The organism is Pelosinus sp. UFO1 (assembly GCF_000725345.1).
In the GTDB taxonomy this organism is placed as follows: domain Bacteria; phylum Bacillota; class Negativicutes; order DSM-13327; family DSM-13327; genus Pelosinus.
This window is the reverse complement of the sequence record NZ_CP008852.1, coordinates 1,461,344-1,485,875: the sequence shown is the minus strand read 5'-3', so window position 1 is coordinate 1,485,875 and position 24,532 is coordinate 1,461,344. Positions and strand designations below refer to the sequence as shown.

At 38.5% G+C, this 24,532-nt stretch carries 24 protein-coding genes and 2 riboswitches; of the genes, 5 read left to right on the top strand and 19 right to left on the bottom strand.

Annotated elements, in window-relative coordinates:
* Positions 1 to 55: 55 nt before the first annotated feature.
* The 10 genes from UFO1_RS06665 to UFO1_RS06620 all read right to left on the bottom strand — a co-directional run bounded on the left by UFO1_RS06665 (position 56) and on the right by UFO1_RS06620 (position 10,322).
* Positions 56 to 670, bottom strand: coding sequence for a hypothetical protein (locus UFO1_RS06665; protein WP_038669426.1), 615 nt, complete (start codon positions 668 to 670; stop codon positions 56 to 58).
* Positions 671 to 877: 207 nt separating this feature from the next.
* Positions 878 to 1,690, bottom strand: a complete 813-nt coding sequence (gene larE / locus UFO1_RS06660) for an ATP-dependent sacrificial sulfur transferase LarE (protein WP_038669423.1) — start codon at positions 1,688 to 1,690, stop codon at positions 878 to 880.
* Positions 1,691 to 1,803: 113 nt separating this feature from the next.
* Positions 1,804 to 1,998 carry a hypothetical protein gene (locus UFO1_RS06655; RefSeq protein WP_038669420.1) on the bottom strand — a complete coding sequence of 65 codons (195 nt, stop codon included), beginning with the start codon at positions 1,996 to 1,998 and terminating at the stop codon, positions 1,804 to 1,806.
* 84 nt (positions 1,999 to 2,082) lie between these two features.
* A riboswitch (SAM riboswitch) is annotated at positions 2,083 to 2,183 on the bottom strand.
* 66 nt (positions 2,184 to 2,249) lie between these two features.
* Positions 2,250 to 3,221 (bottom strand): carbohydrate kinase, encoded by a 972-nt coding sequence (locus tag UFO1_RS06650; RefSeq protein ID WP_038669417.1) that lies wholly within the window; start codon positions 3,219 to 3,221, stop codon positions 2,250 to 2,252.
* A gap of 31 nt (positions 3,222 to 3,252) precedes the next feature.
* Positions 3,253 to 4,251, bottom strand: a complete 999-nt coding sequence (locus tag UFO1_RS06645) for an ABC transporter permease (RefSeq protein ID WP_236639346.1) — start codon at positions 4,249 to 4,251, stop codon at positions 3,253 to 3,255.
* 2 nt (positions 4,252 to 4,253) lie between these two features.
* On the bottom strand, positions 4,254 to 5,744 hold the full coding sequence (locus tag UFO1_RS06640; protein WP_038669414.1) for a sugar ABC transporter ATP-binding protein: 1,491 nt from the start codon (positions 5,742 to 5,744) through the stop codon (positions 4,254 to 4,256).
* A gap of 141 nt (positions 5,745 to 5,885) precedes the next feature.
* Positions 5,886 to 6,845 carry a sugar ABC transporter substrate-binding protein gene (locus UFO1_RS06635; protein WP_038669412.1) on the bottom strand — a complete coding sequence of 320 codons (960 nt, stop codon included), beginning with the start codon at positions 6,843 to 6,845 and terminating at the stop codon, positions 5,886 to 5,888.
* A gap of 154 nt (positions 6,846 to 6,999) precedes the next feature.
* Positions 7,000 to 8,328, bottom strand: coding sequence for a sugar ABC transporter substrate-binding protein (locus UFO1_RS06630; RefSeq protein WP_038669409.1), 1,329 nt, complete (start codon positions 8,326 to 8,328; stop codon positions 7,000 to 7,002).
* A 1-nt stretch (position 8,329) separates the two neighbouring features.
* On the bottom strand, positions 8,330 to 9,001 hold the full coding sequence (locus UFO1_RS06625; protein WP_038669406.1) for a response regulator transcription factor: 672 nt from the start codon (positions 8,999 to 9,001) through the stop codon (positions 8,330 to 8,332).
* Between the two features lie 4 nt (positions 9,002 to 9,005).
* Entirely contained in the window at positions 9,006 to 10,322 is a 1,317-nt protein-coding gene (locus UFO1_RS06620; protein WP_051788852.1) for a sensor histidine kinase, read from the bottom strand.
* 222 nt (positions 10,323 to 10,544) lie between these two features.
* Here UFO1_RS06620 and UFO1_RS06615 point away from each other — a divergent pair, with 222 nt between their 5' ends.
* Genes UFO1_RS06615 through UFO1_RS06605 form a run of 3 tightly spaced genes read left to right on the top strand, consistent with a single transcriptional unit; the run spans position 10,545 to position 12,901 of the window.
* Positions 10,545 to 11,390 carry a class II fructose-bisphosphate aldolase gene (locus UFO1_RS06615; RefSeq protein ID WP_051788851.1) on the top strand — a complete coding sequence of 282 codons (846 nt, stop codon included), beginning with the start codon at positions 10,545 to 10,547 and terminating at the stop codon, positions 11,388 to 11,390.
* A 33-nt stretch (positions 11,391 to 11,423) separates the two neighbouring features.
* Positions 11,424 to 12,365 (top strand): carbohydrate kinase family protein, encoded by a 942-nt coding sequence (locus UFO1_RS06610; RefSeq protein WP_038669390.1) that lies wholly within the window; start codon positions 11,424 to 11,426, stop codon positions 12,363 to 12,365.
* On the top strand, positions 12,362 to 12,901 hold the full coding sequence (locus UFO1_RS06605) for a D-lyxose/D-mannose family sugar isomerase (RefSeq protein WP_038669387.1): 540 nt from the start codon (positions 12,362 to 12,364) through the stop codon (positions 12,899 to 12,901). Before UFO1_RS06610 ends, UFO1_RS06605 begins: the two co-directional genes overlap by 4 nt.
* Before the next feature lie 226 nt (positions 12,902 to 13,127).
* Here UFO1_RS06605 and purD read toward each other — a convergent pair whose 3' ends face one another.
* The 9 genes from purD to UFO1_RS06560 all read right to left on the bottom strand — a co-directional run bounded on the left by purD (position 13,128) and on the right by UFO1_RS06560 (position 22,978).
* Entirely contained in the window at positions 13,128 to 14,396 is a 1,269-nt protein-coding gene (purD, locus tag UFO1_RS06600; RefSeq protein ID WP_038669384.1) for a phosphoribosylamine--glycine ligase, read from the bottom strand.
* Positions 14,397 to 14,443: 47 nt separating this feature from the next.
* Complete coding sequence (gene purH / locus UFO1_RS06595) at positions 14,444 to 15,985, bottom strand: bifunctional phosphoribosylaminoimidazolecarboxamide formyltransferase/IMP cyclohydrolase (RefSeq protein ID WP_038669380.1); 1,542 nt, start codon at positions 15,983 to 15,985, stop codon at positions 14,444 to 14,446.
* A gap of 19 nt (positions 15,986 to 16,004) precedes the next feature.
* Positions 16,005 to 16,613, bottom strand: a complete 609-nt coding sequence (gene purN / locus UFO1_RS06590; protein WP_038669377.1) for a phosphoribosylglycinamide formyltransferase — start codon at positions 16,611 to 16,613, stop codon at positions 16,005 to 16,007.
* On the bottom strand, positions 16,606 to 17,655 hold the full coding sequence (purM, locus tag UFO1_RS06585) for a phosphoribosylformylglycinamidine cyclo-ligase (RefSeq protein ID WP_038669374.1): 1,050 nt from the start codon (positions 17,653 to 17,655) through the stop codon (positions 16,606 to 16,608). The genes purN and purM overlap by 8 nt, the downstream gene beginning before the upstream one ends.
* On the bottom strand, positions 17,652 to 19,088 hold the full coding sequence (purF, locus tag UFO1_RS06580; RefSeq protein WP_038669371.1) for an amidophosphoribosyltransferase: 1,437 nt from the start codon (positions 19,086 to 19,088) through the stop codon (positions 17,652 to 17,654). Before purF ends, purM begins: the two co-directional genes overlap by 4 nt.
* A complete protein-coding gene (purC, locus tag UFO1_RS06575) occupies positions 19,085 to 19,795 on the bottom strand; it encodes a phosphoribosylaminoimidazolesuccinocarboxamide synthase (RefSeq protein ID WP_038669368.1) in 711 nt (236 codons plus the stop codon). Before purC ends, purF begins: the two co-directional genes overlap by 4 nt.
* Positions 19,796 to 19,814: 19 nt before the next feature.
* Positions 19,815 to 20,306 (bottom strand): 5-(carboxyamino)imidazole ribonucleotide mutase, encoded by a 492-nt coding sequence (gene purE / locus UFO1_RS06570; protein ID WP_038669365.1) that lies wholly within the window; start codon positions 20,304 to 20,306, stop codon positions 19,815 to 19,817.
* Between the two features lie 138 nt (positions 20,307 to 20,444).
* Entirely contained in the window at positions 20,445 to 21,812 is a 1,368-nt protein-coding gene (locus UFO1_RS06565; RefSeq protein WP_038669361.1) for an NCS2 family permease, read from the bottom strand.
* A gap of 315 nt (positions 21,813 to 22,127) precedes the next feature.
* Positions 22,128 to 22,229: riboswitch (purine riboswitch) on the bottom strand.
* Between the two features lie 86 nt (positions 22,230 to 22,315).
* The gene (locus UFO1_RS06560; RefSeq protein WP_038669358.1) at positions 22,316 to 22,978 is read right to left on the bottom strand and encodes a TerC family protein; all 663 of its coding nucleotides are present in this window, start codon (positions 22,976 to 22,978) and stop codon (positions 22,316 to 22,318) included.
* Between the two features lie 252 nt (positions 22,979 to 23,230).
* Here UFO1_RS06560 and trxB point away from each other — a divergent pair, with 252 nt between their 5' ends.
* Together trxB and trxA are read left to right on the top strand one after the other, a co-directional pair.
* Positions 23,231 to 24,181, top strand: coding sequence for a thioredoxin-disulfide reductase (trxB, locus tag UFO1_RS06555; RefSeq protein ID WP_038669355.1), 951 nt, complete (start codon positions 23,231 to 23,233; stop codon positions 24,179 to 24,181).
* A 7-nt stretch (positions 24,182 to 24,188) separates the two neighbouring features.
* The gene (gene trxA / locus UFO1_RS06550; protein WP_038669352.1) at positions 24,189 to 24,512 is read left to right on the top strand and encodes a thioredoxin; all 324 of its coding nucleotides are present in this window, start codon (positions 24,189 to 24,191) and stop codon (positions 24,510 to 24,512) included.
* Positions 24,513 to 24,532: the final 20 nt, after the last annotated feature.

The window sequence follows — 24,532 nt, the reverse complement described above, 5'->3', positions numbered from 1 at the left end:
AACGCTAATTAAAAAAGACTCGGTAAGAAACTTACACGAGCCTTCCCATTAAGAGTTAGCAACAACAAGTACTGGAAACAGAAGTTAATGCTTCTAAATTTACTACTGCTGATCTGATCTTTGTGTCAGAAAGAGAAGTACTGGTACCAGGAACAAATATATCTGTGTTCGTGAAAATTGCTAATTCATCATCAACAGCAATAAGTGTACCTTGAATAGAGAAACCACCAAGGGTTGTTACTATTACTTCATCACCAATCATTCGGCATAAAACACGGATCAAATGATGGCTTTCTTGGCGTTCCGTTGTTCCTATATTGTCTCTATTTGATGTAGTTACATTGATCCCAGCCACTCCAGAGCCTCCATGGTCTTTATCAGAGCTATTAATCGGGTCACTTACGATTGCCGTGCCTTTCGCTACTATGTTCCATAAATCGACACGAGTGAAATCTACATGTAAAACTTCTCCTCCTGGTGTTAAAATTTCTACATTGTTAGAATCAGCTTCAATTGCAGGAGAAAGAATTGCGATACGACAATCTTCTATTGCCTGTAGGTTACCAAAAAAAGCAAATCCATCAAAACCAAACAAAATCACATCACTATTTAATTCCCGTTCGAGTTCTCTAATAAGCGCAGGATTTCGTATTTCTGTAAAAAGACCCATACATTTATACCTCCTATGCGGTAATAGTAATTTAAACTTACTATACTGTATGAGTGAGTGGCAAATAGTGTTACTCATTTGGCCCCTTTTAAAAAACTAAAATCTATATATTTATGAAATAAGGCTAAGATTTTAATGGAGTTTTACATCCACTAAATCTTAGCCTTATTATTTAGGATCGCTTTTTTATCAACTCTAAAATTGAACTTACAATATTGCAGCGTTCATACTACCTGTCCGGTACCCGGCAAGGTCAAGGGTAACATAAGTAAACCCTAATTCTTTAAGACCTTTATCAATCACCTTAGTAATATCAGGATTGCTAAGGACACTAATATTTTCAGGTGATACCTCAATGCGAGCAATATCCCCATGATGCCTTACTCTAACTTGACCTGAGCAGAACCTTTTTACTAGTGCTTCGGCTTTTTCTATTTGCCCAAGTCTCTCTCCTGTAATGGAAAGCCCATAAACTACCCGAGAAGAAAGACAAGCCGCACTTGGTTTATTCCAGGTCGGTAAATCCCATGCCTTAGATGCCTCTCTAATTTCCGCCTTTGTTAATCCGACTTCAATTAATGGGCTCCTTACATGTTCTAATTCTTCCACAGCCTTAATCCCTGGACGATAATCTGACAAATCATCCACATTGGATCCATCAAGTACCCAATTATAATTGTTTTTCTTTGCCCAGTCCACTAACACTGAGAACCGCTCTTGTTTGCAATAGTAACAACGATTCTTATCATTTGCAACAAAATCAGGACTGTTTAATTCACTAATATTTAAAAGTATATGCTGAATACCAATTTTCTTTGCAATTAAGATGGCCTCATTCTTTTCACTTTCTGGCAGGGTTTCCGAAAAAGCAGTAATGGCTATTGCCTCTCCTTTAACAGCACGTGCTGCTGCCGCTGCTAGGAAGCTGCTATCCACACCTCCAGAAAAGGCTACTACAATTCTTCCTAATCCACTAAGTAATTTATCTAGTTCTTCTATTTTCTTGGTGACACTATCCATAGTTATTCTCCTTTTTATACCGTACTTTAGAAGTGAATTTTTTGATTACTCCTAATATACCATGATGCCATATATCTGCCAATAAATTTCATCTTTTTAAGCCACTAGAAATTTTATATTCCATCACCATTTAAGCCTTCTAGGGCAGAAAAATGAACATTCTTAACAAAGCTAATTACGGAACCATTCTTAATCCTAATAATAATTTCATCACTTCCTTGTGAAATGCTTTCCTTCTCCTTGGCTGCTAATGCCTCAGTTATTTTATTTTCAGTTGCTATCTCTGCAACAAAACTAACATGTGCCATTTGATTTTCCCCCTTCTTTTATAAAAAAAATGTTATTTAAAACCCTTTTCATAATGAAAGGGACTTAAATAACATTTTAGCCCTCTCTCATCTGTCAGGATAAATCCTGCTGGAATTAGCACCACTGCATTGCTGCCGGTTGCTGGGTGTCATCGGGCCAGTCCCTCGACCACTCTTGATAAGAGTTACTATTAAATTAAAACTAAATATATCATAAATTGATATAGTTAGCAACAGTTGCTATTTACTTTTTATTGGTAAAATTGCATTCCTCGGCGCAGATCATTGATATCTTTTAATGAGGGCAATGCAGGAATAGCACCAGCTTTCGTTGTCGTTAATCCACCAGCGGCATTCGCAAAATCAATCAAATCCTCAAATTGTTTTTGTGGCAAAGAGCTGATTTCTGCTAAACTACGATCCCCTAATTGATACAAGAAAGCCCCTAGAAATGCATCACCAGCTCCTGTTGTATCAACTGGTTTCACAGGATAGGACAAAAGCCTTCCTTGCCCCCCTGGATATTGATAATAACAGCCCTCTGCTCCTAATGTGACTAATACAATTTTGTTGCCTGCCTGATAGAGAGTCGATGCACCTTCCACTATGTCATCTTTTCCAGTTATCATCTTTAATTCCTCATCAGATATTTTCACAATATCCGCATAGGTTAAACCAACCTTCATATGTGTAATGGCCTCCTTGGTACTTGGCCATAAAGCGGGACGAAAATTAGGGTCATAAGAAATAATGAGTTTCTTTTCTCTAGCAAATTGGACTGCCGCTAAAGTTGCACTCCGCACGGGTTCATCCGTCATAGACAGAGATCCAAAATGAAAGATTTTTGCTTTGGCGAGGATCTCATAGTCCACATCTTGACTACCCAATAACATATCCGCTCCTGGATTACGATAAAAACTAAAAGACCTGTCGCCGCTAGAATCCAAATGTACAAAAGCCAGGGTAGTATGTGCTCGAGGCGAAACCTTTAGACCCGTTACATTAATATTGTTTTGGACAAGAACGTCTTTTAGAAACAATCCAAATTGATCCTGTCCTACCATACCAATAAAAGCTGACTTTCCCCCTAACTTCGTCAGAGCAGCTAGCACATTAGCAGGCGCTCCCCCTGGATTTTGTTGAAACTGTAGTTTCCCATCAAAAGAAAGAGGTATAGGTGTAAAATCAATTAGCAGTTCACCTAGAGCTACCACATCAAACATAGAATCCCCCTCTTAGTTTGTGTTTTTTTCGTTACGCCCTTGCTTCTTTTCTCTTTTTCATCATATCTACATAGACGGCGGCTAAAATAACAATTCCCTTAATAATAAGTTGCCAAAATGAATTAATATTTAGGAGATTGAGTCCATTATTTAGTACACCAATGACTAGCACACCAATTAAAGTGCCGCCAATCTTACCAATCCCGCCCGTCATACTCGTGCCGCCCAGGACAACAGCTGCAATTGCATCCAGCTCAAATCCATTGCCGACTGTCGGCTGCCCAGAAAACATACGAGCTGCTAATACAACACCAGAAAAAGCAGCCAAAAAACCTGAGAATGTGTAAACAAAAATTTCTACCTTTTTGATTTTAATACCGGTAAATCGAGCAGCTTCCTTATTACCACCAACTGCGTAAATATGCCTGCCTAGCTTTGTCTTATTGAGAATTAGAAAGGTAATGACTAAAAATATAAAAGAATAGATTACAGGCAGGGGAATGGGGCCTAAATATCCTGCGCCAATTACATTAAACCCTTCATTCATTACTCGAATTGGTTGTCCGCCTGTATACACATAAGCAGCACCCCGGGCTATATTGAGCATAGCAAGTGTCACGATAAAAGAAGGTATACCCGTATAAGCTACCACCACACCATTAAATGCGCCAGCAAGCGTCCCTACTAAAATTCCTATCAAAACTGCTATGGATATCGGTACACCACTAAAAGCAATTAACCCACCGGTCACCGTTCCTGATAAAGCAACAATCGAACCTACGGAAAGATCAATACCACATATAATAATAACAAGGGTCATACCTAAAGCAAGATTCGCATTTGTTGATACTTGCCGTAAAATATTAAGAATATTTGCTTCTGTTAGAAAAGCTGGAGAAATAATCGATAACGCTACACATAAGGCCACAAAACCGATTAATATACCAAAATTTTCTTTCATAAATTGTAAAATATCTAATCCTATTTTCTCAAAAAGATTTGTTTTACTATTCGTAACCACTTTCATCATAATTACAAACCTCCTGTTGCCATATGCATTATTTTCTCTTGTGAGAATTCATCTCGATTTAGTATTCCTGCTATACTGCCATTATGAATTACAATAACTCGATCACTCATATTAATAATTTCAGGCAACTCTGAAGATATCATAATAATAGATACTCCTTCCTGTGCAAGACGGTTCATAATTGCGTAAATCTCGGCTTTGGCACCAACATCTACCCCCCTAGTTGGTTCATCAAGTATTAGTATTTGAGGGTTAGCGGCTAAGGATTTAGCAATAACCACCTTTTGTTGATTTCCACCGCTGAGATTACTGACTAATTGGGATGAACTAGCCGATTTAATTCCAAGTTTTTCTACATAGGTATTGATAATTTCTTCTTCTTTTCTCGTATTTACACCGATACCTTTTATAAATTCATCTAAGACTCGCAGAGTCATATTGTAGCCTACGCTTCCCTTTAGTATTAGTCCTTCATCCTTGCGGTTTTCTGGAACAAGGGCAATACCTAGATCCATGGCATCACTCGGCGATTGTATCACGACCTTTTCACCATGTATGTAGACTTCACCAGAATCTATAGGGTCAAGCCCAAATATTGATTTCATAATTTCCGAACGTCCTGCGCCAACAAGGCCCGAAAAACCTAATATCTCACCTTTTTTTATTTCAAAGTTAATACCGCTAAACACACCTTCTCTCGACAGACTCCTTACTTCAAGAGCGTTCTCCCCAAGTTCATGGGCTATTTTATGATAATAACTAGTAAGTTCGCGGCCAACCATCATCGAAATTAGTTCATTTACATTTGTTTCTTTTGTTACCTTCGTACCAATATATTGTCCATCACGCATCACTGTAATTCGATCGGTGATCCTGAACAGTTCCGACATCCTATGAGAAATATAAATAATTCCTACCCCCTGGGATTTTAAATTCTCTATGGTTTGAAAAAGAAATCCTACTTCTTTTTCTGTTAGTGATGAAGTCGGTTCATCCATGACAAGTATCTTAGAATTAAAAGAAATGGCTCTAGCAACCTCTACCATTTGCTGTTCTGCTATATTTAACTTATACACTAACTGAGAAGCATCGATTCCCAGATTAAAAAAATCTAATAATTTTTGTGCCTCTTCTAACATGATGTCCTGTTTAATAAAACCAAACTTTCCTGTTGGTTCTCGGCCAGAAAAAATATTTTCAGCTACTGACATGTGGGGCACTAAAACCAACTCTTGATGAATAATACTTACTCCTGCGTTTTGCGAGTCGATTACATCGTGAATTTTCACCCCTTGCCCATCAATGTATATTTCACCCTCGTCTACGTTATATATACCTCCAAGCACCTTCATCAGCGTAGATTTACCTGCGCCGTTTTCCCCTAGTACTCCGTGTACCTCTCCAGCCTCTAATGCGAAATTTACATCCTTTAATGCATACACCCCCGGAAAGCGCTTGTGAATATTTTTCATTTCAAGAACAACTTTACTCATTACTTCACCTACTTTGCTTTACTCTTATGCTGATTTAACAACTACATTTCGATTTCTTTTGCCGATAATAAGAATGTCAGAAAGTTTTATTTGGTTATCCCAGATAAAACTTTCTGACTGCTAACTAACCTATGTAACGGATTATTGCCAATTCTTAATACCAAATTTATCTACATTATCCTTATTGATAAGTTCTGTTTTAACAGGTACATTCTTTTCATACTTCTCACCTTTAAGAATTTGCATGCCTATTTTATAGGATTCTTTACCAATATTAATTGGGGATTGGGCACCAGTTCCTGTCATATCTCCATCTTTAATAGCTGCCTTAGATTCAGGTGCACCATCAACACCATAAACTAATATGCCTTTTTTATTTGCAGTTTTTAGAGCAGCAATAATACCAAGGGCTGTTGGGTCATTTCCTCCCATAAATGCTTTCACATCAGGATTGGCTTGGAGCATAGCTTCTGCGATTGGCATTGATATTTCCAGCTGTCCTTTTCCATCTTGTTGAGCAACTACAGTAAATTTATCTTTTTTATCGCCAAGACCCGCAAAGAAGCCATCAATTCGATCAATAACAGATTTCATAGTTGGTGAATCAATAACAGCAATCTTTCCGCCATTTGGCATCATTTTTACAAGATCCTCGCCACAAACTTTACCAGCGTTAAAATTATCAGATACTACAATGGAATTGACTAACTCTTTGTCAAATACTTGGGCATCAAAATTAACTACAGGAATATTTGCCTTCTTAGCCGCATCCAGTGCCGGTTTAATTCCTTTCCAGTCAACGGGATTTAAGAAAATAAGATCTACTTTCTGGGCAATCATGTCCTCAACTTGTGCAATTTGTTTTTGCGTATCCAGCTGAGGATCTAGAGTAATAAGAGTACCTCCATCCTTTTCCACTGCTTCTCGGATTGATTTTTCAAGAGTAATAAAGAAGGGGTTGTTCATTGTCATACAAGTATATCCAAACTTGTATTTCTTCGCAGTCTCAGTTGCCTTTGGCTGATCAACAGACTTAGAGCACCCTGCAAGTAAGCCTATACAAAAAACCAGAGCCAATACCATTGACAATACTTTTTTCATACTAACCCTCCACCTATTGATTTATATTTACAAGCCTATTATAAATTTATTGTGAACTAAAATCATATGTCTTCTGTCATAACTATTCGGTTATATTTGTCACCAGGCAATGACAAATATAACCGAATCTTCTGATAGATTCTATTTACTTATTTTAATTATTTTTCAAAAAGTTGTTTACATCCTTATTTAACTCATCTAGTGCTTTACCTGCATCCACCTCCATCGTTACTGCTTGAAAAATCTCTTTATCCGCCATTGTAACTGCTTCTTCGTATTTTTGGAATTTGGGTGTCACAATTGACTGTTCAATCACTTCACTTAGCAGGGATTTATTGATGAACGTTTCTTCTGGACTCACTGCTGAAAAAACACGCTCGCCAAATTCTGATTCTGTAATGTAGCGTAATACAGGGATACCATAAGAATATTTTAGTACATTGGTTTGGGTACTTTCTTTGTACACTAAAAATTTTAAAAATTCCCAAGCTTCCTTTTCATGTCTGGTACGAGAACTGATCCCCATCAGTAAACTATGTAATTCGGAAACATTCTTCCCCCTCGGCCCTTTAGGTAGCTTTATACATTCCCACTCAAATTGTCCATATTTCTTTACGCGATAAGGATATGGTTTATATGCCTTATAGGTTGAGAATAAAAAGGGCCTAAACGCAACTCTACCAGCATCAAAGTCATTGGATGTAACTCTAGCATTGGGGTGCAAGCTATTGAGTTTCATTAAAAATTCCACTGCTTCTAATACCCCAGGATTATCAAAATAAGCGGCACTACCATCTGGTGCAAAAAGCCTTTGTCCGTTTGTATAGACAGCGTCCTGCCAACCAAAGCCAAATGTACCAAACTGGTCAATTTGCCCATCTCCATCTGTATCCTTAGTCACTTTTTTGCATATATCATAAAAATCATTCCAAGTCCAATCTCCCTTTGGTATACTGATTCCTTCTTTGGTGAGAAGAGTCTTATTGACAAACATCAAAGCGGGAGCTATTTCGCTTGGCAGTGCATATTGATGTCCTTGAAATTGCCCAGATTGGACTGCATTTGCATACAATTTGTTTGTATCAAATTGGGGGTCACGAGTAATGTCTTTATCTAGATCTCTTAAAATTCCGATGGACACAAAGGTATTAAAATCCTTGGGGAGAATGCAGAAAATATCTGGCTCATTGCCTTTTATAATCTTTTGTGATAACCATTCCGAATAATTTCGTTTTAGAGTTCCGCTTCTGTATTTGACTTTTACTCCTGGATTCTCTTTTTCAAATTCCGCAATGGCCTCATCAAAAAATTTATTACTATCTTGAATGGGTACATCCCAGTAGCTTCCCGCAAACACACCAATTTCAAGAACAACAGGTTGATTTAGTTGATAGATTTGAAAGCTTAAGGCTGTAAGAAAGAATAAAACAAAAAAGATCAAGACTACGCTTTTTTTTCTTACATTTCGTAACTGTACTCTCATACTAATCATTCACTTCTTTTATGGTTAAACCTGATTGCACTGCATAGATAGCAATCTGTGTTCTATCACGTAAGCTAAGTTTACTTAAAATACTGCTTATATAATTCCTTATCGTTCCCTCACTGAACTTTAGTTTTTCTGTTATTTCCTTATTGGACATCCCCATCCCAATAAACTGTATAATTTTCATTTCGTTTTTGCTTAAATCTTTGATGGCATCTTTTGCTACATTCACTATATAATCTGCATGTGCCATCTGAGAGAAAAACTTAAAAACCTTTACTGCTATATTAGGATTAATTAATGCACCACCGCCATAGACGATTTTAATAGCTTCTACCAGTTCTTTCACTGAAATTCCTTTTAGCAAATACCCGCTTGCACCATTTTTTAAGGCATTAAATACATACTCATCATCATCAAATGTGGTTAAAACGATTATTTTAATTTTTGGAAAGGCCTCTTTTACAATCTCAATGCATTGTACTCCATCCATTTCTGGCATGCGAATATCCATTAAGATTACATCCGGCAAAAGTTTCTTAACCAGCTTTAAGACCTCTTTGCCATTTTCTGCTGTTCCTACAATTTCGATGCCAGCTTTGTTATGTAGCATGATTTCAAGACTCTGTCTTATAATCTCTTGATCTTCAACAATTAAAACTTTTATCATACTTTCACCTCCACCTTATGGGCAATTCAGCATACATGGTAAAGCCTGTACCGCTTTGACTAAAAAAATTTGTTTTACCATTTAAAAGTCCAACCATTTCTCTAATGTGACTCAGACCAAATCCCTCTTCAATTACGGCACAACCAATCCCATCATCAATGATCTCAATTTTTATCGTATTAGGATTAAATTGAAAACTAATATTAATCTCCCTTGCTTTTCCATGGCGCACCGCATTGGTGATACCCTCCTGGATAAAGCGATAGGCCGTTTCCTCTTCTTCGATCCAAAGTTTTCTAACAGTTCCAACTATACTCAAATTCACTTTTGTTTTTGTACATTCCGTAATATTGTCGGCAAGTTTTTGGATAGCAGGAATAAGAGATAACCTTTCAATGGCATCTGGTCTCAATTCACTTACGGAACGTCTTACTTCCAGCAACCCTTCTTTTGAGAGTTCTGCTATTTTGATCATCTGACTTTTCGTCTTTTGTACATCCCAATCTATAATTTCGATGCAGGCCTCGAGTCCTGTAGCAATGCCAGTAAGGGTATGACCTATTGTGTCGTGGATTTCTCTAGCAAAACGGTTGCGCTCCTTGGTTTTCACCATGTCCTCTGATTTTCTACTATATTCCTGCAATTGGATGTTAACTATTTTTGATTCCTCAGCTGTTTGATACAACTCATCATATAATTCTTTAATTTTTCTCTTTTCGTCTACTTGATTCTGAATTACTAAAATCATGAAAAGGATAAACAATACTTCATTTATTGAAAATAACATATTGCGAATTCCAAAAATATAAAGACGCTGGGAAAAAGTATAGTGCTGAATGTAGTCGTTAATAGAAAACAAGTTAAATCGAATAGAAAAAATATCATAATCAAAAAGCATATAAACAAGTACTGTGGAAATAAGGAACAAGTACTTTTTCTTATTTCCCTCTATATAAACGATAATATTGACAATGGAAAGCAGTACCACTCCCTTATAGCTCATATTTAGATAATACATAATCGCAATGCAAAGCAGTATATCTACTATGGAAAATAGATAAAGCACTGGTTTAACATACTCACCAAACTTTTCCCGTATTCCAACCCCTATCATAAATATAGTAAGAAGAGATATCGAAAATAGGGGCACTTTCCAAGGGGTTGTGGGAATATATTTTATCTTTTCTAAGAATTCTCTTGCCATATAATTTTCACAAATCAGTTCCGTCGTCTCATAAATAATAATTGACATAAATAAGATAATAATAAAATTTACCAAAAACATCATCATTCTTAGTACATAGAGATTCTTATGATTCATTACTTTTTCCCCTATCCACCGACTATCTATACTGGGATTAAACATAAACCTACAACACGCAGCATTGTTTTCGAATATTCAGTTAATGACAATTGTAACTTGCTATATATGACATAGTACAGATGTTTTTCATCTATTTAAATTCTATAATAGCTTCTATAGTCTTCTTTAAGCAATATTAATTTTTCTTATACATTTTAAATAATGAGGAGGAAAGAAACCATGTCATTAACAACGTTAAAACCGCTTCTTGACGATGCCAGAAAGAGAGGGTATGCCGTTGGTGCTTTTAATGTCGTCAATCTAGAGACAATACGAGGCGTTATTAAAGCTGCTGAAACTCTGAGCTCACCTGTCATACTGCAATTGGCAGAAGTTCACCTCCCTTACGCTCCCCTTGAGTATATGGCACCTATAATGATTGAAGCCGCCCATATGGCAGATGTGCCAGTTGCGGTACACTTTGATCATGGTACTTCCTTTGAAAGTATCTCTTGTGCCATTAAAAATGGTTTTAGCTCTATTATGTTTGATGGTGCAAGTTATCCACTAGAGGATAATATTCGATTAACCAAAGAAATCGTAAAACTAGGACACTCCTTTGGCGTAACTGTTGAAGCGGAACTCGGGCAAGTTGGTGGAGCAGAAGACGGCAATAAGAGCGTAGACCATCATCTCACCGATGTAGCGGAAGCTATAACCTTTACCAATAGTACTTTAGTAGATGCTCTAGCGGTATCGATCGGCAACCTTCATGGACAATATATTGAAGAACCTACGCTACGATTTGATAGGCTAAAAGCTTTAAAAGAATCCACAGAAATACCCCTTGTACTACATGGTGGATCTGGAATAAGTCCTATGGACTTTAGAACTTGTATCAAAAATGGCATCGGAAAAATCAATGTCGGTACTGCCCTTCAGTTATCTTCCAGCGAGAAAATAAAAACCTATTGTGATGCCAATAGCAGGCCTGCTTACTTTTCAATTATGGATTTTGCAATTGAAGGCACTTACGAAACAGTAAAAGAACATATGCAAATTTTCATGAGTGACGGAAAAGCGTAATTCATATCAACTATTCCTATCAGGAGGTACATAATGAGCAAAGTTATCTGTCTCGGCATTCTAGTCGCAGATCTCATTGCAAAACCAGTCACCCATTTTCCGGCAAGAGGTAAACTTACCAACGTTGATAAAATGGAACTTCATACTGGAGGTTGTGCAACAAATACGGCTATTGCCTTAGCAAAGCTAGGTGAAGATGTCGGAGTAATTGGTCTCATCGGTGAAGATGGCCTTGGTTCTTTCGTCAGTAACCAATTAAAATCTGAAAATGTGAACATCGACGGTTTAAAAAGTACGACAAAAGTAGGTACCTCTACCTCTATTGTCCTTTCCGATCTTGACGGAGAAAGAAGTTTTCTTTACTATAGCGGCGCAAATGGCATTTTTACAGAAGAAGATATCAATTTTACCCCCATTGAAAACTGCGATTTTTTGTTTATTGCTGGCTCTTTACTTCTACCTGCTTTTGATGGATTGCCTACTGCTAGATTATTGCAAAGAGCACAGAATATTGGCAAGTATACTATACTTGATACAGCCTGGGATCCAACTGGCAGATGGATGAATGTGATTGGTCCCTGCCTACCCCATCTTGATTTGTTCATTCCGAGCTTAGAGGAAGCACAGATGCTCACTGGAAAAAATACCGTGGAGGAAATGGCGAAAATATTTTTAGATGCTGGAACTAGGAATGTGGTTATTAAGTGTGGCTCCAAAGGATGCTATATAAAAAATGAGCAGGAAGAACACTTCCTTCCAGCCTTTAAAGTGCACGCTGTCGATACAAACGGGGCTGGTGATTCCTTTGTTGCAGGGTTTATAACAGGACTTATACACAATTGGGATTTAAAGCGGTGTGGTCAGTTCGCCAATGCAGTAGGTGCCCATTGCGTTATGTCAATAGGTGCATCGAGTGGTATAAAAAGTATAAGTGAAATAATCTCCTTTATTGAAAATAGGAGGCCTAAAGAATGATCCATAAACAAGAAAAAGAACAGGCTCTAAAAGAAGTCCTTGCCTATTACCGCCAAGCGGGTATTGCTATTAGGAAGGAAGAAGAAGCTCGTATTGAAATAGCAGATTTTGGTTTGCAGGATCTACAGAATACAGGTTTACAATTATTAACTTATATCAATACGGAAAGAGTGTGCGCCAAAGAAATGGTTCTCCTGCCTCACCAAACTTGCCCTGAGCATAAGCATCCAACAATCAACGATGTAGCAGGAAAGGAAGAAACGTTTCGTTGTAGATACGGCTCGGTCTATCTCTATATAGAAGGAGAAAAAACGGAAAATTCTCATTGTAATCCCCCAAGGGGCTCCCAGCAATACTATACTGTATGGAAAGAAATACTCCTAACCCCTGGAGAGCAATATACATTGTATCCTGATACTTTGCATTGGTTCCAAGCAGGCAGCTTAGGTGCAGTCATCTCAGAATTCTCTACCCGCTCAACAGACGAAGCTGATATCTTTACGGATCACAGAATAAGGAGAGTTAATCATTCATAATACATTCTATATTCGTTTTTAAAATGTAAAATCCTGGCACTCAATATGGATATTACAATATAATTTATAGATCTTTTTAACCGCAGAGATGCAGAGGTCACAGAGAGAAGATAAATAGGTCTTTATAATATAGCACTCTGTGCCTCTGTGGTTAAATTTTTTCCTCACTTCTTTGCAGCTTATAATTTGTTCCCATAATAAAAAGGTAGATAGGGATTTTCCCTATCTACCTTTTTATTGCCCGGTGAGCAATATCACTGCGATAATGCATGTCATTAAATTTTATTTTTTCTACAGCCTTGTAAGCCTTCCCTACCGCTTGTAGAATATCTTTCGATGTAGCAGTTACTCCCAGTACACGTCCACCATTTGTCACCACTTGACCATTTCGACTTGTAGTGCCAGCGTGAAACACATAAGCGCCTTGCTTTTGCGCATCTTGGATACCGTGAATGCTATCTCCCTTACGATAATCTGCCGGATATCCCCCTGCTGCCAATACGATACACACAGCCGCTTCCTCTTTCCACGCTACTGTAGTATCAGTTAATGTCCCATTTATACAAGCTTCCATGACCGTCACCAAATCACTCTCTAACAAGGGTAATACAACTTGCGTTTCAGGATCACCAAAACGAGCATTAAATTCAATAACCTTTGGACCATCATCAGTCATGATTAATCCTAAATATAAGCACCCTGAATAAGGACATCCTTCGCTTTCCATAGCCTTAATCGTTGGCTCCAAAATTTCTTTAAGAACTTGTTCACGAATAGCTGGGGTAATCACTGGAGCAGGCGCATAAGCCCCCATTCCGCCTGTGTTCGGTCCTTGATCGTTGTCATATACTCGTTTATGATCTTGAGCAGCTACCATAGGAATAATGGTTTTCCCATCAGTGAAAGCCAATATTGATGCTTCCTCACCTACTAAAAACTCTTCAATTACGACTTGGCTGCCTGCCTGACCAAAAACTCCGTCACTCATAATCATATCGATTGCCGCTAAAGCTTCCTCGAGCGTCATAGCTACCACTACACCTTTACCCGCCGCTAAACCATCCGCTTTGACTACTACAGGTGCACCTTGAAGTTTTATATATTCCTTGGCCTTATCTGCATGATTAAATACAGCAAATTTAGCAGTAGGAATATCATACTTTTCCATTAATTCTTTGGCAAAGGTTTTTGAACTTTCAATACGAGCAGCAGCTTGGGTAGGCCCGAAACAAGTAAGCCCTTTTGCCTTAAATGCATCTACAACGCCATTAGATAAAGGCATTTCAGGACCCACTACCGTAAGACGAATGTTGTGAGCAGCAGCAAATGCCGTGAGAGCGTTATTATCCATACTATCCATCTCAACACATTCGGCAAGCTCAGCAATCCCTGGATTACCAGGAATACAGTATATCTTTTCCACTTTATTGTTTTCTTTTAATTTGGAGACTAGTGCATGCTCCCGTCCACCACTACCGATAACCAAAAGATTCATAGCTAATATCCCTTCTACTGGGCAGCGCGAACTGCCCTATAATTTTATCAATGTTTAAAATGTCTGATACCTGTGAATACCATAGCAATACCATGCTCATCTGCCGCTTCAATAGACTCTACATCGCGCACAGAACCACCAGGCTGAATAATCGCCTTAATTCCAGCTTTTGCAGCAGTATCTACCGTATCACGAAATGGTAAAAATGCATCGGAAGCCATTACAGCACCTTGTGCCTTATCACCAGCTTGTTCTAGTGCAATCGCAGCTGCTCCCACTCGGTTCATTTGTCCTGCACCAACGCCTAAGGTTTGGTTATCATCTGCTATTACGATTGCATTGGATTTCACATGTTTTACTACCTTCCAAGCAAAAATCAATTGTTCCCATTCTGTATTACTTAGTTGGCGCTTTGTGACAACCTTCATATCATGAAAGGTTTCAAGAGCTGTATCTTTCTCTTGAATCAGCATACCGCCAGAAACAGTTTTAATGTCTACCTGTTTACAGCCGGGTTGCATCTTTTCAGCAACCAAGAGGCGAATGTTTTGTTTTTTCGTTAAAATTTCCAAAGCATCTTTGGTATACCCAGGCGCAATAATGGCTTCTGCAAATAATTTGCCAATTTGTACGGCAGTTGCAACATCTACTTCACGATTCAACCCAATAATCCCACCAAAAGCAGACACAGGATCCGCTTGATATGCTTTAGCATACGCTTCAGCCAAATCAACCCCAATTCCTGTACCACAAGGATTTGTATGTTTTATAATAGTAGCCGCTGGCTTATCAAACTCAGCCACAATATGATAAGCAGCCTCTACATCTACAATGTTATTAAAAGATAATTCCTTACCATGAAGCTGGCGAGCATTGGCTACACCCACGCCTGTAACATTTTTTTCCCGATAAAAAGCTGCCTGTTGTTGCGGATTTTCTCCATAACGTAAAGGTTGTACTTTCTCATAAACAACATGGACCGTATCGGCAAAGGTTCCCTCTCCCAACTGACCAGCCAAATAATTAGCAATGCAAGCGTCATATTCTGCAGTATGATGGAACGCTTCTTTCGCTAGCGCCATACGATAGGAAGGCAGAATATCGCCTTCTTTGGCCAATTGATCTAAAACATCATTATAGCGTGCTGGATTTACTACAACTGTTACATACTGAAAATTCTTCGAAGCAGCCCGAATCATAGCCGGTCCACCAATGTCAATATTCTCTACCGCATCTTCAAGGGAAACATCAGGACGCTCTATCGTCTGGCGAAAAGGATATAAATTGACAACTACCATATCTATAGCAGGAATCTGATGTTGTTCCATCGCTTCTAGATGAGCAGTATTATCACGAACAGCCAAAATTCCACCATGAATATAAGGATTCAAGGTTTTTACTCGCCCATCCATAATTTCTGGAAAACCAGTTACTTCGCTGACATAACGAACAGGTATACCTGCCTCCCTGAGCGTTTTCATAGTGCCGCCAGTAGAAATAATTTCTACACCATATTTATGTAATTGCTTGGCAAATTCAACAAGCCCAGTTTTATCAGAAACGCTAATCAAGGCACGTTTGATATTCATATTTATTCCTCACTTGTAACTATATAATTTTCACATTCCGTCCTTCTATTGAAAGACGTTGATCACAATACAGGCCAATTGCCTGAGGGTATAATTCATGTTCTACCGCGAGTATACGCTGAGCTAAACTATCAACTGTATCATCCACAAGAATTGGTACAGCCTGTTGCATAATAATTGGCCCCGTATCCATGCCTTCATCCACAAAATGGATGGTACAGCCAGAAACTTTTGCACCATAAGCAAGAGCTTGTTCATGAGCATCCAAGCCAGGAAACGCTGGCAATAAGGATGGATGGATATTCATAATGCTACCAGGAAATAAATTTACAAAAAACGAACTTAAAATACGCATAAAACCAGCTAAAACTACTAATTTCACATTATATAAGGTAAGCTCTTTTGCAATGGCGGCCTCAAAGTCTTGCTTTGAGGCAAAATTCTTGCGTTCAATACAAATACAAGGAATTCCTTTCGCCATTGCATGCTCCAGTACCTTAGCATTCGCCTTATCACTAATCACTAAGCCTACTTTTGCGTGAAGCTTGCCAGCATCAATACTGTTACAAATGGCTTGCATATTACTGCCCCGTCCGGAAGCCAATATGCCCAATATGGTTTCACTCACCAAAGATGCCACCTTTCAGCACAGTCTCCTTAGGCCCTTCAGTCACGTGACCAATGATATAACTAGTTTCACCTCTTGCTGTAAGATCATCTTGGATACTTTTTACCTCAGATTGAGGAACTACAAGGATCATGCCGATTCCCATATTAAAGGTCCGATACATTTCGGGCCAAGCAACATTACCCCATTGCTGTAACAAGGAAAAAATAGGAGGTTTAGGCCAAGATTCTGTATCAACTTCAACTCCACAGCCCTCTGGCAATACACGAGGGATATTCTCATAAAAGCCGCCACCCGTAATGTGTACCATACCACGTATATCAAATTTTTCAACTAACGGCAGACAGGCTTTGGGATATAATTTAGTTGGAATTAGTAATTCTTCGCCTAAGGTTTTTGAAAGCTCAGGAATTTGTTCATTAATATCCATTTTCTTTACATCAAAGCAAATCTTTCGTACTAAGGAATAACCATTGGAATGTAATCCACTAGAAGGAAGACCAATCAAAGCATCTCCCGGCTTTATGTTTTGTCCCGTAATTAGCTTAGAGCGTTCTGCAACCCCTACGGCAAAACCGCCAATATCATATTCACCATTTTTATAGAAACTTGCCATTTCCGCAGTTTCTCCACCAATCAAGGAGCAACCGGATTCCAGACAAGCTCCTGCTATCCCACTTACTATGGCTGCTACTTGTTCGGGTGACAACTTACCAACTGCTAAATAATCTAAAAAGAATAATGGCTCAGCACCCTGCACCAAAATATCATTAACACACATAGCTACTGCATCTTGACCAATCGTGTCATGTTTATCAGCCATAAACGCAATACAGAGTTTCGTTCCTACACCATCTGTACCTGATACTAACACTGGTTGGCGATATTTCGCCACATCAAGAGCAAACAAGCCACCAAAGCCACCAATATCACCTAATACTTCAGGACGATAAGTAGATCTCACATGTTTCTTCATTAAATCAACAGCTTTATTACCAGCATCTATGTCCACGCCAGCATCACGATAGGTTAATTGGCTCATACATGGCCCTCCTCAAAAACGTATTTGCTGCCGCCACAAGGTTGTTCACAAGGCATATCGCCTGGATACTTTGAGTTAAAGCAGGCATAGCACATTTCTTTATATTTTACCTGACTAAGAGAATTCGCCAATCCTTCCATTGATAAATAATGCAGTGAATCAGCGCCGATAAATTCTCTGATTTCCTCTATCATTTTAGAAGCAGCAATCAATTCCTTGCGCACAGAGGTATCAATTCCGTAGTAGCAAGGATACATAATTGGCGGGGAGCTGACACACATATGAACAGCAGTAGCCCCTGCTTCACGAATCATACGCACAATCTTCCCACTTGTAGTACCCCGTACAATGGAGTCATCGACCATAATAACGGATTTCCCTTGAACCACGGATCTTACTGCATTTAATTTGATTTTTACACTCAAATCGCGGGATTTTTGATCTGGTTGAATAAAAGTACGACCGATATATCGATTTTTTATCAATCCTTCGGCAAAAAGAATTCCAGATTCATGACTAAAACCAAGGGCAGCAGTCGTACCAGAGTCAGGCACAGAAATAACAATATCGGCCTTAAGACCACTCTGACGTGCCAATTCTCTACCCATTTCAAATCTAGCTTGGTACACACTTTGTCCATCAATTACACTGTCAGGACGTGCAAAATAAATATATTCAAATACACACAATGCTTGCCCGTTACTCTTGCCAAATTGCTGAGACCGCAGACCTTTATCATCAATTACAACCATTTCACCTGGTTCAACATCCCTGATAAACTCTGCTCCAACAGTATCAAGGGCACAGGATTCAGAAGAAATGACATAACCATCGTTTAACTTACCAATACACAAGGGACGCAAACCATGAGGATCCCTAACACCAATTAATTTTTCTTCTGTCATGATGACTAAACAATAAGCACCTTCAATTTGCGATAAACTTTCTACAATTTTTTCTTCTAATGTTGCTTTTCGGGAACGAGCAATTAAGTTGACAATTACTTCACTATCAATGGTGGTTTGAAAGATACTGCCCTGTGCTTCCATTTTTTCTCTTAACACTAACGCATTGGTCAGATTTCCGTTATGAGCCAAGCTAATATGTCCACCTGAATACTTTACCATAAGCGGCTGGGTATTCATCAATGAGCTGGAACCGGTAGTCGAGTAACGTACATGTCCGATGGAAATATTCTGATCTGGAAGATTAGGCAATTGGTGACGAAATACTTCGCCAACCAACCCCATTCCTCGGGAAACATCCATCCAAGACCCATTGGTTACAGCTATCCCTGCACTTTCTTGCCCTCGGTGCTGCAACGCATATAAACCCCAGTAAGCATTTAATGCTACATTTTCTTTACGGGAGTATATACCAAATACTCCGCATTCTTCCTGCATTTTATCGATATCCAGGACTTGGTTTGTCATGCTTTTTCTCCTGTTAAGCGGAACAATATTTCCTTATAGGCATCTTCTACGTTGCCAAGGTCACGACGGAATCTATCCTTATCCAATTTTTCTCCTGTTTCACTATCCCAAAAACGGCAAGTATCTGGAGAAATCTCATCTCCCAAAAGCACTTGGCCTTTATGAGTACCAAATTCCAGTTTAAAGTCAATCAACTCTATTTTCTTTTCTTGCAAATAACTAGTCAAAATTTCATTAATTTTAAGAGCGTATTCTTCCAATTGTTTTACTTGCTCTTCCGTAGCCAATTCGAGAACTTTAATATGGTATTGGTTAATTAGAGGATCTCCAAGATCATCATTTTTATAATACATTTCAACAATTGGTGCAGGGAGTTTTTTACCTTCTTCCCAGCCAATCCGTTTTGCCAAACTGCCAGCTGCAATATTACGCACTACTACTTCCACTGGTAAAATTTTCAATGCCTTTACTAATTGTTCTCGTTCACTTACGAAACGAATAAAATGATGAGGTATTCCATTCTTACCTAATAAATTAAAGAAAAATGTAGTAATTTTATTATTTAGTACGCCCTTACTTTCAATTGTTCCTTTTTTCAAACCGTTAAAAGCAGTTGCATCATCCTTGTAATAGACCAATAATTCATCTGCCACATCAGTAGCAAATATTCTTTTCGCTTTTCCTTCGTATAATGGTTGTTTTTCCATTGTAAATCCCTCCTATATTTTAACCTAATAATTTTGTTGAAAGTCTTGCAGCTTTTCCTTCTACTTCTTCTGCCATCTTTTTACGATTTTCATTCAATTTCTCAGCCAGCTGAGCATGTTTTCCTGCCATGATCTGAACTGCAAAAATTGCGGCATTTTTAGCACCATTGACAGCCATAGTAGCAACTGGAATTCCCGCAGGCATTTGTACAATACTAAGAAGTGCATCAAGACCATTTAAACAAGTGCTGTTTATGGGGATACCAATAACAGGCAATGTTGTGTAAGCTGCAATCACCCCTGGTAAATGAGCCGCTGCCCCCGCTGCTGCAATAATAACTTCTACACCTCGATCTCGTGCTTCTGTTGCAAAGGTATGAACTTTATCTGGTGTACGGTGGGCCGAAGCCACAACAACTTCTGTTGCTATGCCAAATTCAGTTAATAATTGGCTTGCTGGCTCTACAATAGACCAATCAGAATCACTACCCATAATAATAGCTACTTTCACTAAAGTTCCTCCTTTTCTATTTGCTATAATCTATAGAATTGCCATATTGCCAATAGGGCAAAAGGCGATTGTATGCAATGTTAATAATAATTTGTAAACCCAGATATCGTATACACTACCATCTGGGTTTACTTTTACCTAAGCCAAAAATCCTAAACGTACAACAACTAGAACTGCTAAAATGTATACAATCCAATGTACTTCGCGACCGCGACCCGTAATTAATTTTAATAAAGGAAACAAAACCAAACCAAAAGAAATACCATTTGCAATACTATAAGTAAAAGGCATCATAACAATTGTCATAAAAGCTGGCATAGCTTCTGTAAAATCAGCAAAATCAATATGTTTTACACTTTCCATCATTAAGGAACCTACAATAATCAGAGCAGGAGCTGTAGCTGCATCAGGAATCAAACCAACGATCGGAGTAAAGAAGAGAGCAAGAAGGAACATTCCTCCACAGACAACAGCAGTCAGTCCTGTACGACCACCTGCACCTACACCGGCGGCACTTTCAACAAAGGCAGTAATTGTGCTTGTCCCTAGTAAAGCACCAAGGCTTACCCCCGTAGCATCAACCAACATTGCCTTGCCAATTCCAGGGATTTTTCCATCCTTGTCCATTAGGCCAGCCTTGCTCGTTGTCCCTACTAAAGTTCCCATAGTGTCAAACAATTCAACGAAGGTAAAGGTAAAGATAATTGTTGTTAAACCCATGCTGATAGCTCCTGGAATATCAAGAGCAAAGAAAGCATTGTTAGTAAAATCAGGCATGGCTACAGGTACGAATCCGGTTGGAACCTTTACAATACCCATAGCAATACCAACAAGAGTATTAATTATAATACCAAGTAACATAGCGCCCTTGACTTTACGCGCTATTAAAACGCTAATCAAAACAAGACCAAATATTGCGAGCAATATTTCTTTATCTGCGAGTTTGCCCATTTCAATAATTGTTTCGAAAGACAGTGGTGAGCCATTTCCTTTTGCAGCCACGATTTTCTCTAAGGTAGGCGGGATCAAGGATAAGCGAATATTCATAATACCTGACAGTTTTAAACCGATAATTGTAATAAAAAGACCAATCCCTACGGTAATCGCGTGTTTTAGAGAATTAGGCATACCTTCAACTAAAAGTTGGCGAATTTTAGTTACTGTTAAGAGCAAGAAAATAATACCAGATATGAATACAGCCCCTAAAGCGACTTGCCAAGAAATCCCCATGCCGATAACTACTGTAAAAGCATAAAAAGCATTCAAGCCCATACCAGGTGCTAAGGCAATCGGGTAATTAACAAATAGCCCCATCATAATAGTAACTGCTGCTGAACCGATTGCAGTGGCTAGTAATACTGCATTCTTATCCATTCCGGCGGATCCTAAGATGCTAGGATTTACAAATAAAATATAGGCCATGGTCATAAATGTAGTAATACCAGCCATTACCTCTGTCTGTACATTGGTATTACGTTCACTTAATTTAAATAATTTTTCTAACATATATGCCTCTCCCTCAATATAATATTTTTATAACACGCATTAACACCATGCAAAAAACTATTTTTTTATGTAATTAGTAGACACATGAGAAGAGCCGTTCCTTATCTAGAAAGAACTCTCTTTACCGTGTGTTAACTCTGTAATATCACCTCCATTGTAAAAGAATAACCCGGGCAGGGAGGATCGCATCAGGTAATGAGCGAAACCTCCCCGCCCGGGTTTTTATCCCATCGGTGTAGCACTGCCATAGTGCCTGTACCACTTGGTCACGGACCATAAAAAAACAGAATATAATCTGTTTTGGTTATGCGGAACCCTAGGTACACTTTCACCCGTAGTCAGACAATTTACGGTCGTCCGGTAGAAACGCTTGAGCCTTATTCTCAAAATTATACGAGTTATATTTTCTTTACGCTATTTATTTTATAGCATAGAGAAAAAACTGTCAAACAAAATGTGAACGTTTGTCATAAATATTTCTTCATCGTTCGGATTTAATGGTTTTATTTTCTACTTTTATCTTTTTTAGATCTCTTTCTTTTACCAATAAAGACAACAAGTAAGCCACAAATCCCAGAAAAAATTTTATCCATCCACAAATACTGACTCACTACCAGAACTATTCTTTTGTCAGAGAAAATCATCTCACCAGCCGTCCACCCTAAAAAAAATGCACCGATCAGTATGATCATCGGCCACTTTCGCATTAGCATTGCCACAAACTTACTTCCCCATATAATAATTGGAATGCTAATTGCTAGTCCAATTATCAATAAACTAATCTTCCCTTTCGCTACGCCTGCGATAGCAATAACATTATCAAGACTCATGACAAAGTCTGCGGCTATGATCGTCTTAATCGTATCCCATAAATTTTTCTTGCCCTCTAAAAAAGTAGGTCCCTTTTGATCAGCCACAAGTTTGATTGCGATCCAAAGCAGCATAAATCCACCAAGGGCTTGTAAATAGGGTATGTTAAGTATAAATACCGCAATAAAGGTTAACGCAACTCTGAGAACAATCGCACCAATACTTCCCCACAGCATTGCTTTTTTTTGTTGTTCGATTGGCAGGTTGCGGCTCGCCAACGCAATTACCAACGCGTTATCACCACTAAGCAGAATATTGATCATAATAATGCTGAGTAAAAGTAAGACATATTCCATTCTAAGATCCACCCTTTTTCTGTGGAATTAAAAACTATAGTGTGACAAGTTTTCTTTACCTTACTACTTGAATATAATATAAGAAATTCCTTACAGAAAATTTTATGTATCTCATGTGCCCTTGCTAGTATTTCCAATACCACGCATTACCATGTAAATTTCTTGTTATAAAATATTACTATTTTCACTACCTAAAGTATTCTACAATCATACTAAACCAGCAAAAAAAAAAATGTAAAAAGGAGATTTTCCATGCAATCCTATGATGTCATCATCATTGGTGCTGGGCCTGCTGGCTTAACCTCGGCCTTATACAGTGCCAGAAGTAAGTTAGATACACTATATATTGAAGGCCTAGGAATAGGTGGCCAAGTAGCAACTACTGAGGAAGTTGAAAACTATCCTGGATTTTCCCAAGGCATAAATGGCTTTGAACTATCAACGCAAATGGAAGAACAAGCCCAACGATTCGGAGCAAAGAATTTAATCGCTAAAGTACATTCCTTGGAAGCAAAGGATAAATACCATATTGTCAAAACCACAAAAGGGACTTTCGTTAGTAAAACAATAATTATTGCTTCCGGCGCCACTCCAAGGTACCTGAATTGTCCTGGCGAAAACACCTTTCGGTCGCGAGGTGTTTCTTACTGCGCTACTTGTGATGGTGCTTTTTTTGAAGGCGCTAATATAGTTGTTGTGGGTGGTGGGAACGCCGCAGTGGAAGAAGCATGTTATCTAACAAGATTTGCCGATAAGGTAACTATCATCCACAGAAGAAATGCCTTGCGTGCTACAAAGCTTATTCAAGAAAGAGCATTGACAAATCCCAAGATAGAACTTATCTGGAATACGGTGATTGAGGAAATTTTAGGCGAAGAAACTGTAAAAAAAGTAATCCTTAAAAACCTGGAAACAGAGCAACGAATCGAACTGCCCATTGACGGCGTATTTATTTATGTTGGGAATGAGCCAAATACTCATTTTGTAAAAAACCTTATTGAACTCACAGAGGAAGGTTATATCAAAACGGATGATTTTATGCGCACCAATATCCCAGGAGTTTACGCGGTTGGTGATGTGAGGCATAAGCTGTTACGACAGGTAGTTACCGCAGTAAGCGACGGAGCAATTGCCGCCTACCATGCGGAAAAATATATAGAAGAATATTTTCCTGAGTCTATGGAAAACAACTTTAGGAGGTAATAAATTTATGGAAATCATTGAAATTACAAAGGAAAACTTTAAACAAGAAGTATTGAAAAGCCAACTACCAGTATTGCTGGATTTTTGGGGTCCAAGATGTATTCCCTGCAAAAGATTAATGCCTATATTCGAAGAGTTAGCAGCAGAATATGACGGTAAAATAAAATTTTGTAAGGTAGATACTTCAGAAAATCGCAGTCTTACTCACCAATTTAACGTAATGAGCATACCTACTCTCCACTTTTATAAAGCAGGCAATATTATGAAAACCATTCGAGGTGCGGTAAGTCGAGAAGAAATTGAAGAACATCTTAAGGCACTTCTAGATTAACAAAGAAGGAGGGTCTTTCA